The sequence below is a fragment of the Candidatus Saccharimonadia bacterium genome (genome assembly GCA_035544015.1).
In the GTDB taxonomy this organism is placed as follows: domain Bacteria; phylum Patescibacteriota; class Saccharimonadia; order UBA4664; family UBA4664; genus UBA5169.
Map to the genome: position 1 here is coordinate 1 of DATKIP010000086.1, position 8,325 is coordinate 8,325.

Here is an 8,325-nt window from a genome sequence, read left to right on the forward strand (position 1 = left end):
ATTTGCTGATGGGAGTCGCCGACGGCAACAATCTGCATTTGTTGACTTTGAACGACCGCGATGAGCACAGGGTTTAGATCTTGCGCTTCGTCGACCATGATGAAATCGCCGAACAAACGCGGGTTGCCGAGTGCCCAAAGTTTCACATATCCGTCATGACCCATCGGCATGTCGTCACCTGGGTCGACCATCCGGCGCCATACGAGTTGCGCGGCGAGCGGCGCCCATTTGTAGGCGAATTCCTGATCGTGATCCGAGAAGCCTGGAATTTTCGGCACATGCCGCTCGACGATCTCGACGCGGTCGGATTGGCAGAATCGGGTGATGGTGGTCGCGACGATCGAGCGAAAGAGATCCGCGTGAAAGGGGATCTTCTCGCGGACGCATGACACGTCGAAGGTGCGCGAGCGCGGCGACTTCATCATCTTGGTTTCCGGATGGAACCCCTGTTTGACGACAGTACCATAGGCGAGCGAGTGCGCGGTTTTGCATGTCACGTTGCGCGGGAACTTGGTGGCGGCCTCGGTCGCGATCGACTTGTTGAAACACATCATCAGGCCGCGCCGGTTGGGGACCTGGTTCGCCATAAGCATCAGGGTACTGGTCTTGCCGGCGCCGGCAAAGGCAATCATCTTCATCGGCGCGCCGGTGCGAAATTGCTGGACGGCTTCGGCCTGCTCCGGTGTGGGTGGTGGTGCGAATTTCATGACGGTTGTTCCGGATGGTCGCGGCGGATATGAGCAGCCATTTTGGAAAAGCAGGCACCACCTTCGCGCAGGCCATGACCTCGACCGGTGCCGCGTACACCATTTTCGAAGCGCTCAACATGCTTGCAACATGGACATTCATAGACCGTGGCAAGCGGTCCGGACGTGACCTTGATTCCGTATTTCCTAACGGAGGTCTTTACAATCTTGCGCGTCATGACCGCGACCTCTTACGAACCAGGCCGTCAATCATCCGGAGCGCGGCCGGCGGCGGGTTGTGGATTTCGGCCTTGCCGTGCGCTGCGGCTTCCGCGCCGGACGCAAAGCATGGGACGTCGGACTCATAGGACCATACGGACGGGTCAAGCTCGCGGGCATGCGCCCTAAGCGCAAGCAGGTTGTTGACTCCGTGGGTGATCAGCCAACCGCCGCACAAGCACCCGTCTTGCTGGTGGCACAGGAACAGCTTGTGAGGCTGTTCCCACATTTCACCGTCATAGCCTGGGAGCTTGTCGTATTCCTCGGCACTCCAAATGCCGGACGGAACGTCGCTACGGTAAGGGCAAGATCCGCAAGGTTTCTTGGGTGGGGTGGTCATGAACGCACCTTCCGGCCGGCGAGACGTGTGCGGAGCGCTGTCACCCAATGCGCGGGATGCGACACCGCGTTTGGACCGAAGCGGCGACCGCATTCGTTTTCCAGGTCGAGGGTCCGCGCGAGCGCGGCGCGCCAGTCTTCGACAGCCCTGTGATCATAACCAAGGCGATTGCAGATCTGGGCAAACCGTTCGTTGCTGTCGAGCGCGAGCACGAAAACAGCGTCGGCGGCCTTGCTGGTCGCTTTCTGCGCGACGTCGAGTCTGCCGGCGAGCTGAGAGGGCGTGAGGTTGGTAAGTTTGGTCATGATCGCACCGCCGCGATAAGCGCTTCGACTTTGTCGAGGTCCTGTTGATGGGCCAAACAACCAGATTTCGCCCATCTCGCCTTGTACCAGTCATGTAGAAGCTTGGTGCCTTCTGGCGTAAGCTCGCGGCCGGTCTTGGTGCTTGGGTTCCAGCGTGACAGCTTACGAACCATCATTCGCGTGTGAAGTGCGCTGGCAGATTTACCGCGATAAGCCGCGCCGAAATCGTCGGTCAAGATCGCGAACAGGATTTTGCGTTGTGGGTCGGTGAGTTTGGTCATGTGGGGAACCCCTGTGAGTCGGTGGAGTTGGACGGCACGGCGGCCGCCCGTTGATGATCAATTGCAGGTCAGGACCAGTGCGAGGGCGTTGCGCGGCGAGCGAGCTTGAATCCATCCATTGTTACAACGAAGAACACGGCGGTCATAATCATCATAGGACAAGTAAAAGAAACCATTCGATGATTTGATCGCTTCACGAACTACGGTCCAGGTGACTGATTTGCGCTTGGCCATTTGGGGAACCCCTTGGAACCGGGCGACACCGCGTCGCCCGTTCCTTGTTCATAGCGGTTCATAGCGACCGCGTCAATTGGAATTATTTCAACTCAGTTCGGCGTGTTCGGCCTGGTCGTGTGCGCCGCAAGCTCGCGGGCGCGGGCGGCAGTGCCGGCGTTGCCGCCGTTGACATGCGGATCTCCGCCGCGCGGTCCAAGACTGTCGCCGCTGTTGAACGGCTGAAAGCTGTCACGGTCGATACCGACACCGGAGCAACCGGCGAGCAGGGAAGCGGCAACGGTCGCAATCAAAACGTATTTCATTTATTCGTCCTCTGGGTCGTCATAGCAACGTTGGTTGCCATATTGTTCAACACTAATAGAACCTTCGTTTTCCCATGGCATTGTGTCGTGTTGGGTGCGATAAGTCGCTTGCGCCATGGCTTCCGGCAAATATTTGTCCTTTTGCAACTGATCCGGAATATCGATTTCAACTTGACATATCTGACGCACCTTGATGATGCGCCAGAATTCGAATGTGACTTTCATTATTTACGCGCCTCATATTTACAACTTTCGGCGGTCATGTCCTGCGCGATCTTGGCGGCTTCGGCCTGGGTGGCGAAGCGAAGATGACCGCCGCGCGAGTTCTTGGCGTAGCGGGTGCGGCCGCCCGCGCTGGATACCTCGACGATGCGCCAAGGCTTATCTTTCGCCGCGTTGCCGCGCTTGGGCGGTTCGGTCGCTACCACCTCAACCACCTCAAAGCGGAAATCGTTCGGCCAGTACTGGCCGTGTCGCATTGCCTCTTTCGTGGCGAGGAAACGGGAGCTGGAAAACCCGCTGTTGGTCCGGAGTTCGCTGTTGGCCTTGCCGCTGGCGTACCAGGCGAAAGCCAATTTATCGTTGCTGGTCGTGCGGGTGATTTTTTGACCGGTCGAAAGCGTAGCGGTCAGGAAACGTTTAGTCATTTGGGGAACCCCTTGGAGGTGGGCGGCACGATGGCCGCCCGGTTGATGATCACAGGTCGTCGAGGAAAGCTTGCCGCTCGTCCGGCGTGAACGCCTTGGATTGCATGATCTTATCCAAGCACGCGCAACCATTTTCGCCGGCAAGATCGTAAGTCATCCAATCGGCTTTCGTCTCGTGGTCGGCGGTGTTCAGAATGCGGTAAAGCTTGGTCATCAGGTCGAGCACATCGGCCTTGGTGGCTTTGGGCGGAAGAAGATCGCGCTTGTTGATCGAGCGGATATCCTGACCATATGTCGTATATGCAGCGGCGATTTTCACCGCAACGGCCGTCGAGCAGGATTTCAGTTTGGGGCGTTTGATGAACAGGTCGCGGGCGGCTTCGTCGCGGGTCGGTTTGGCAACGCTTTCAATAAGCTTGCCGCGAAAGGTGGTGTAAGCGATGAACATTGGGGAACCCCTTGGAATCAGGTGACATCACGGTTCATAGCGGTTCATACGGACGGCGTCAATTGAAAATATTTCAACTCTTCAAGCCATTCGCGAACGATTTCGAATGACGTCCATCCTTGTGGCAAATATCGTTGCTCGCCGGTCGGTGTACCGGCAAGACAATCAAGTTCGATGATCATCACAATCAATCCTGATTGCATTAAAAGAAAATGTCGACTGTCTTTTGTAAGATGTGCCCGTGTGATCATCGATAGTAAGCTCGGTTGAAACAGCGAAAGCTAATGATCGGTTTATCGACCCGATTACCATATTGATCGACAACAATATAATCATCACCACGCGACCATGCAGCCTGGCGCGCCATGACGAGAGTCGCGTAGGTCGTGCGACCGATCTCGCCGGTTCTGATATTCTTGAGACGGTATGTCATAGGGGAACCCCTTGGAGGCGGGCGACACCGTGCCGCCCGTTCAACCAAGCTATGGTTCATAACGGTTCATTGCAAGAGTAATTTTTCTGTTTCTCGCAAATAATAATCCAAGTTCAACCCGGCGAGTGGTTCACCGTCATAAACGTTGCACACCTTTACCTTGAACGTGTGATGCATCGTGTTGTGTTCTTCGAATTCTTTCTTGAACTTGAACGCTGGACCATGGTCGCCACAGATCGAACAATGATAGTTCGCTTTCGCACCATAAACAATGGCCTGACCCTCAGCATGGATGGACATCTTGCGCGGTTTGTCCGGAGCCTTGGCGAGCGGTGGCATGATTTTGAACATTGGCAATCCGTCATGGGCGACATAATACCGGGTTGTTTGTTGGCACGGCGTGCCGTCGGCGAGCACCAGGCGAGTCGCCCCTGTGACCTTCTCGCGAATCAAGAAATCCCACGGGTCTTGATGATGGCGGATGAAATCGAGCGGGTCGTGATCATCACACAGCGCTGCATTGGCGGCCTTCTGAATAACGAGTGACGAGTGATCCTTATGCCAAGCTTTCTGGTCGCCAACCTTCAATTCATAATCGTAAGCACCTTTGCGTTTGAAGGTTCCAGCTTTCTTTCCTGACGAGTATTCAGCGATGTAACTGTTTACGTCCCTGATCCACATTCGCGAATATTGAGCTTCTTCTAGTTCCATTCCTGTGCCGTGTTGCCACCAGGCGCACACCGCGTCGAACCGCGCGCGCTGCGAGCGCGGGAACCGTAGGGTCATGCCGTCGGTGTTGGCTTGTATGATTTCCAATCCTGGAATTTTCTGGAGTTCTCCGCCAAGCATGACAAGCATAAGTTGACCGTTGACTGTGACGGTCATCGTATATTTTGGATCGAGAAACGGTCCGTAGTAATTATTGCTTTCGCCATATACACCGTTGTTTCCGAGCTTGAGCGCATCGGACTTGACCATATCGCCGGCTTGCTGCGCGGTCGTGCGTTCGGCTTTCAATTCCGCATAAACGTCGACGAAGCCTGGTCCAAGATGTTCGGGATATATTTTATTCACGATGGCGATCGACGGATAGAAAGCCTTCACATCGATATCCGCGATCTCGTGTGTTGCATCGGCTTTGATGATGCGATTGATGACGGAGCCGTGAATGCCGCCGGTGCCAAAGACGAACTTGAAACCGTCGAGGGTTGCGGTCAGGTCTTTAAAAACGCCCTTGGTGGCCACTTTCGCCGCGCCGGTCTCGCCGGTCGTGATCTCGTCAGCACGCAGGACGGTGGATTTCAGCCGATCGAGCACGGCGCGCGCTTCCGGATGCTCGAAGGTAATCCAGGGAAAAATACATTCACCAAGGTCGACAGTCGAACGCCAGGTTTGACGAGGTTGACGGTTGCTGTCGTAGCAAATACCGGGCCAACGTTTTTCGAGCGCGGCAATAACGAAGCTTTTGCCGATCTTGGTATCGTTGTCATTTAGGTGCTTGTCACCAAGCTTCTCGCGAAACTCAATCATAGGCATGGTTTCCCATGCAAAGTCTTTGGTTGAACTGATGTCGTTCAAACCATAGTCGCGCACTACATCCATTTGCCACGGTTCCAGCACGGTCGAATGATGGAACGGAAGATCCTGCACACGGCGGGTGCGCATGTTGAATTGCAGGGTCTTTAGGGAGGTCGAGCGGGACGGGTTGTCGAAGTGGTGGATTAGGAACAGGTCGACTTGTTTTGCCACCTCATCGCGCCAGTGTACGCGGTGTGACCATCTGTTACCGGCCGCGATGATTTCTTGCGCGAGCGCTTTCAACCGCGTGTAGAGCGTCATCGCATCGCGTATGCCGGCATCCCACATCTTAAGGAAGGCGTGAACCAACGGGCTGTCGAAGTTGAGGCTATAAAAGCCGTACATTCGTCGAAAGTATCGGGACTTGAGCGCGGCCGCGAATGTTGGCGCATCATTGCGCCGGCTGCTTATCTCGTAAGTCCAGGTGGTGTTGTCGTCTTTGGCGAGCGGTGTGATTGCGCACGAGAAGAAATTGGGAAACGTTTCGCAGTCGTAAATGACGTCGATCGGCATTAAGTTACCTCAAGGTTTGACAGGTGTTCCCGCTAAGCAGAACAGCAAGTCAGAGTATTAATTCGCACTAATACTTCGTTTTTCAAGTATTCGTTACTGCGAATACTTGTGGGATACCACAGTTTACTTAAATTACCTCGCTTTACTTGCCCAAACGTGAATTTTCCAAAGTTGTTCGGCGGCTATTGGGTCATTTGGCAGATAGCCGTGACGTCTTCTGATCATGCACATGATACCAAGCTGTCGCAAGGTCACGGCATGGGCGCCGAGATCGAGCGCGCGAGAGCGTAGCGACATACTGACGTCATAGTGATCGCCTTGGAACCAGCGGCGGGCGATGCCGATGCGTTCGGCAAAGGCATGCAATTCCTCTGTCGTGGTGGCGATCATGTGCGACATCTTCATGGTGCGGAATTGCCCCATGGGGTAGAGGTACATGTCATCGACGAAGACTACCAAGCACCAGCACCCATTCGACAGTATTTGGCACTATGCATTCGAATATGTTTTTGACGTTCTATGATGCTTTCATCGTCGCGAGCGTCGCCGTCCATTACATAGAACGTACCCTCAGCTTCAAAAAATAGAAATCCGTCTGGACCATATCGGCGTTTTGCTTCGTCCTCAATTTTGTTTGCCAATTTCGCAAGTTGGTTGAGTTTGCGTTGTAAGGTTCGGTCATTCATCACCAGGTCGGATTATCCATTGTGCTTAACTGCTTCCGGATCTCGTCGAGCGCTTGCGCGTCGGTGCAACCCTCGCCCTGGACAAATCGGCCGGTCTCGGCATGGGTGAACAACCAGAACGTCATAGGCACGTCGGCAAGCCGGTAATCATTATGCACGGCGACACACCAGCCGGCCGCGCGGATATCGTCGGCGCATGCGCGGTGGAGGTGCGAGCGGCGAGGCGGTGGAAACGGCGCCGTTTTTGGCTTTAATACACGCCTAATCATCCCAGTTGAAACCCTTCCCCTTGGGCGCGGATCCGCGATCGCGCAACCCGCTGCTTATGCGTTCACCGGGCGTCGAGTTGCCCCATGTTTTTTGCTTCTTTGGCGGGCAACTGCTCTGTGCGGCTGCTAAAAGAATGATGAACATCATTGTTGTTATGATTTTCAGATTTATAACCATCGGATATCCTCCACGTTAACAACTTCGATTACGTCGGTATTATCAGGCAACGCCGGCTTGCCCCTGTGATCATCCGGGTATGATCCAAGGATGCGCGGATGATCGTCGGTGGTGATGAGCACGCGCATTGTGTCGAGCAAGTCGAGTTCGAACATCGGACGGTTCAACCAATCCTCAAACCGTCGACGGATATCGATTCGCAGGTTTGCCGGAAGCTCGACCAGGCGTTCGCCGTTGAACATAAGCCAGTCGCCGTTTAGCTCAATCATGGTGCTGGCGGTACTCCCATATGCCGCGCCAGCCCGACGGTCGACATGTTGTGATAGCCATATTTTTCGCGCGTAAACCAACCGTCCTCGACACCGTGGATTGCCGCCCATACCTCGGCGATCGGGTCGCGCCGGCTATAGAGGTTGATCACCCATTTGCCTTTGCCGGCGCCGTCATCGATGAACGCCGGATGCAACAGGCCGCCCGCGTGGGACAGGTTGAACGCGGAACGGTCGTCGGGCTCCGGCGCGTCGAGGGTATCGAGCACGACGCGGGCGTGCGCGGTGGCGAGACGACCAGCCAAGACACCGATGACAACGCCCCGCATGATCACACGGGGCGTGACATAGTGCGCGGTGGCTATCAGGTTGCGCCAGCCGGCGTCATCGGCCAAGTCAACGGCATGATGATAGATGCCATGACAGCCGGCGGGTTCGGGCTCGATCTCGACCGGCGCGGCGAGCAGGTTCATGATCCGTTGAACGAATGGTTCAAAAGTCATAAGCATATGACAGACGGTCAACCGATCTTCATGTCCGTCGACATGTACGGGCCATTTGAACATTCGCGAGCGCGGATAGCGCGGCTTTGGATCCTCAAGGCAGTCGTTCAAATCAAGCTGAAATTCGTTCGTTACCAAACCAGCTTGAATGATCTTCTCGCGCAGCGGTGTCATGATTGTAAGCCTCATCAGAGTCACGATCTTCGACCACCACCACACGCACCGGATGGACGCATGCGGGCCAACTCCAGCCGATTAGCTCGCGCTCGCGGCCTGTCCAGTCGCTTGCGAGCACGTAGCCGGCGGGCGGGTAGCCTTGCCAGGCGCGCGAGAGATAGCGCCAGCGTATCAGGGGAAGCCAGCGCCATTTC

Annotated in this window: 20 protein-coding genes; all 20 read right to left on the reverse strand. The window is 55.5% G+C overall.

What is annotated here, in order from left to right; translation table 11 throughout:
• Nucleotides 1–707 (reverse strand): AAA family ATPase (locus tag VMT30_06150; GenBank protein HVQ44521.1); only part of this gene is annotated, 707 nt, incomplete at its 3' end.
• Nucleotides 704–925: a hypothetical protein gene (locus VMT30_06155; GenBank protein HVQ44522.1), complete on the reverse strand. Its 222-nt coding sequence runs from the start codon at nucleotides 923–925 to the stop codon at nucleotides 704–706. The genes VMT30_06155 and VMT30_06150, both read right to left, overlap by 4 nt.
• Nucleotides 922–1,305: a DUF6283 family protein gene (locus VMT30_06160; GenBank protein HVQ44523.1), complete on the reverse strand. Its 384-nt coding sequence runs from the start codon at nucleotides 1,303–1,305 to the stop codon at nucleotides 922–924. Before VMT30_06160 ends, VMT30_06155 begins: the two co-directional genes overlap by 4 nt.
• The gene (locus tag VMT30_06165) at nucleotides 1,302–1,610 is read right to left on the reverse strand and encodes a hypothetical protein (GenBank protein HVQ44524.1); all 309 of its coding nucleotides are present in this window, start codon (nucleotides 1,608–1,610) and stop codon (nucleotides 1,302–1,304) included. The genes VMT30_06160 and VMT30_06165 overlap by 4 nt, the downstream gene beginning before the upstream one ends.
• On the reverse strand, nucleotides 1,607–1,891 hold the full coding sequence (locus VMT30_06170) for a hypothetical protein (protein ID HVQ44525.1): 285 nt from the start codon (nucleotides 1,889–1,891) through the stop codon (nucleotides 1,607–1,609). Before VMT30_06170 ends, VMT30_06165 begins: the two co-directional genes overlap by 4 nt.
• A gap of 57 nt (nucleotides 1,892–1,948) precedes the next feature.
• Nucleotides 1,949–2,125, reverse strand: coding sequence for a hypothetical protein (locus VMT30_06175; GenBank protein ID HVQ44526.1), 177 nt, complete (start codon nucleotides 2,123–2,125; stop codon nucleotides 1,949–1,951).
• A 92-nt stretch (nucleotides 2,126–2,217) separates the two neighbouring features.
• Entirely contained in the window at nucleotides 2,218–2,430 is a 213-nt protein-coding gene (locus VMT30_06180) for a hypothetical protein (GenBank protein ID HVQ44527.1), read from the reverse strand.
• Nucleotides 2,431–2,655 (reverse strand): hypothetical protein, encoded by a 225-nt coding sequence (locus VMT30_06185; GenBank protein HVQ44528.1) that lies wholly within the window; start codon nucleotides 2,653–2,655, stop codon nucleotides 2,431–2,433.
• Complete coding sequence (locus VMT30_06190; GenBank protein HVQ44529.1) at nucleotides 2,655–3,077, reverse strand: hypothetical protein; 423 nt, start codon at nucleotides 3,075–3,077, stop codon at nucleotides 2,655–2,657. The genes VMT30_06185 and VMT30_06190 overlap by 1 nt, the downstream gene beginning before the upstream one ends.
• 49 nt (nucleotides 3,078–3,126) lie before the next feature.
• Nucleotides 3,127–3,525 carry a hypothetical protein gene (locus VMT30_06195; protein ID HVQ44530.1) on the reverse strand — a complete coding sequence of 133 codons (399 nt, stop codon included), beginning with the start codon at nucleotides 3,523–3,525 and terminating at the stop codon, nucleotides 3,127–3,129.
• A 44-nt stretch (nucleotides 3,526–3,569) separates the two neighbouring features.
• Nucleotides 3,570–3,710: a hypothetical protein gene (locus tag VMT30_06200; protein HVQ44531.1), complete on the reverse strand. Its 141-nt coding sequence runs from the start codon at nucleotides 3,708–3,710 to the stop codon at nucleotides 3,570–3,572.
• 62 nt (nucleotides 3,711–3,772) lie between these two features.
• On the reverse strand, nucleotides 3,773–3,958 hold the full coding sequence (locus tag VMT30_06205; GenBank protein HVQ44532.1) for a hypothetical protein: 186 nt from the start codon (nucleotides 3,956–3,958) through the stop codon (nucleotides 3,773–3,775).
• 66 nt (nucleotides 3,959–4,024) lie between these two features.
• The gene (locus VMT30_06210; protein ID HVQ44533.1) at nucleotides 4,025–6,049 is read right to left on the reverse strand and encodes a hypothetical protein; all 2,025 of its coding nucleotides are present in this window, start codon (nucleotides 6,047–6,049) and stop codon (nucleotides 4,025–4,027) included.
• A gap of 132 nt (nucleotides 6,050–6,181) precedes the next feature.
• On the reverse strand, nucleotides 6,182–6,508 hold the full coding sequence (locus VMT30_06215; GenBank protein ID HVQ44534.1) for a DUF4031 domain-containing protein: 327 nt from the start codon (nucleotides 6,506–6,508) through the stop codon (nucleotides 6,182–6,184).
• A complete protein-coding gene (locus VMT30_06220; protein HVQ44535.1) occupies nucleotides 6,502–6,735 on the reverse strand; it encodes a hypothetical protein in 234 nt (77 codons plus the stop codon). Before VMT30_06220 ends, VMT30_06215 begins: the two co-directional genes overlap by 7 nt.
• A complete protein-coding gene (locus VMT30_06225; GenBank protein ID HVQ44536.1) occupies nucleotides 6,735–7,004 on the reverse strand; it encodes a hypothetical protein in 270 nt (89 codons plus the stop codon). Before VMT30_06225 ends, VMT30_06220 begins: the two co-directional genes overlap by 1 nt.
• Nucleotides 6,997–7,152: a hypothetical protein gene (locus VMT30_06230; GenBank protein ID HVQ44537.1), complete on the reverse strand. Its 156-nt coding sequence runs from the start codon at nucleotides 7,150–7,152 to the stop codon at nucleotides 6,997–6,999. The genes VMT30_06225 and VMT30_06230 overlap by 8 nt, the downstream gene beginning before the upstream one ends.
• A 20-nt stretch (nucleotides 7,153–7,172) precedes the next feature.
• On the reverse strand, nucleotides 7,173–7,451 hold the full coding sequence (locus VMT30_06235; GenBank protein HVQ44538.1) for a hypothetical protein: 279 nt from the start codon (nucleotides 7,449–7,451) through the stop codon (nucleotides 7,173–7,175).
• Complete coding sequence (locus VMT30_06240; GenBank protein HVQ44539.1) at nucleotides 7,448–8,128, reverse strand: hypothetical protein; 681 nt, start codon at nucleotides 8,126–8,128, stop codon at nucleotides 7,448–7,450. The genes VMT30_06235 and VMT30_06240 overlap by 4 nt, the downstream gene beginning before the upstream one ends.
• The coding region (locus tag VMT30_06245; GenBank protein HVQ44540.1) for a hypothetical protein at nucleotides 8,067–8,325 on the reverse strand (259 nt) is incomplete at its 5' end. The genes VMT30_06240 and VMT30_06245, both read right to left, overlap by 62 nt.

Excerpts from the sequence above, each read along its gene's own strand:
- VMT30_06185 (HVQ44528.1), bottom strand. The coding sequence starts at position 2,655 with ATGAAAGTCACATTCGAATTCTGGCGCATCATCAAGGTGCGTCAGATA.
- VMT30_06170 (HVQ44525.1), bottom strand. The coding sequence starts at position 1,891 with ATGACCAAACTCACCGACCCACAACGCAAAATCCTGTTCGCGATCTTG.
- VMT30_06175 (HVQ44526.1), bottom strand. The coding sequence starts at position 2,125 with ATGGCCAAGCGCAAATCAGTCACCTGGACCGTAGTTCGTGAAGCGATC.
- VMT30_06210 (HVQ44533.1), bottom strand. The coding sequence starts at position 6,049 with ATGCCGATCGACGTCATTTACGACTGCGAAACGTTTCCCAATTTCTTC.
- VMT30_06235 (HVQ44538.1), bottom strand. The coding sequence starts at position 7,451 with ATGATTGAGCTAAACGGCGACTGGCTTATGTTCAACGGCGAACGCCTG.
- VMT30_06160 (HVQ44523.1), bottom strand. The coding sequence starts at position 1,305 with ATGACCACCCCACCCAAGAAACCTTGCGGATCTTGCCCTTACCGTAGC.
- VMT30_06180 (HVQ44527.1), bottom strand. The coding sequence starts at position 2,430 with ATGAAATACGTTTTGATTGCGACCGTTGCCGCTTCCCTGCTCGCCGGT.
- VMT30_06190 (HVQ44529.1), bottom strand. The coding sequence starts at position 3,077 with ATGACTAAACGTTTCCTGACCGCTACGCTTTCGACCGGTCAAAAAATC.
- VMT30_06230 (HVQ44537.1), bottom strand. The coding sequence starts at position 7,152 with ATGATGTTCATCATTCTTTTAGCAGCCGCACAGAGCAGTTGCCCGCCA.
- VMT30_06225 (HVQ44536.1), bottom strand. The coding sequence starts at position 7,004 with ATGATTAGGCGTGTATTAAAGCCAAAAACGGCGCCGTTTCCACCGCCT.
- VMT30_06220 (HVQ44535.1), bottom strand. The coding sequence starts at position 6,735 with ATGAATGACCGAACCTTACAACGCAAACTCAACCAACTTGCGAAATTG.
- VMT30_06240 (HVQ44539.1), bottom strand. The coding sequence starts at position 8,128 with ATGACACCGCTGCGCGAGAAGATCATTCAAGCTGGTTTGGTAACGAAC.
- VMT30_06195 (HVQ44530.1), bottom strand. The coding sequence starts at position 3,525 with ATGTTCATCGCTTACACCACCTTTCGCGGCAAGCTTATTGAAAGCGTT.
- VMT30_06165 (HVQ44524.1), bottom strand. The coding sequence starts at position 1,610 with ATGACCAAACTTACCAACCTCACGCCCTCTCAGCTCGCCGGCAGACTC.
- VMT30_06205 (HVQ44532.1), bottom strand. The coding sequence starts at position 3,958 with ATGACATACCGTCTCAAGAATATCAGAACCGGCGAGATCGGTCGCACG.
- VMT30_06155 (HVQ44522.1), bottom strand. The coding sequence starts at position 925 with ATGACGCGCAAGATTGTAAAGACCTCCGTTAGGAAATACGGAATCAAG.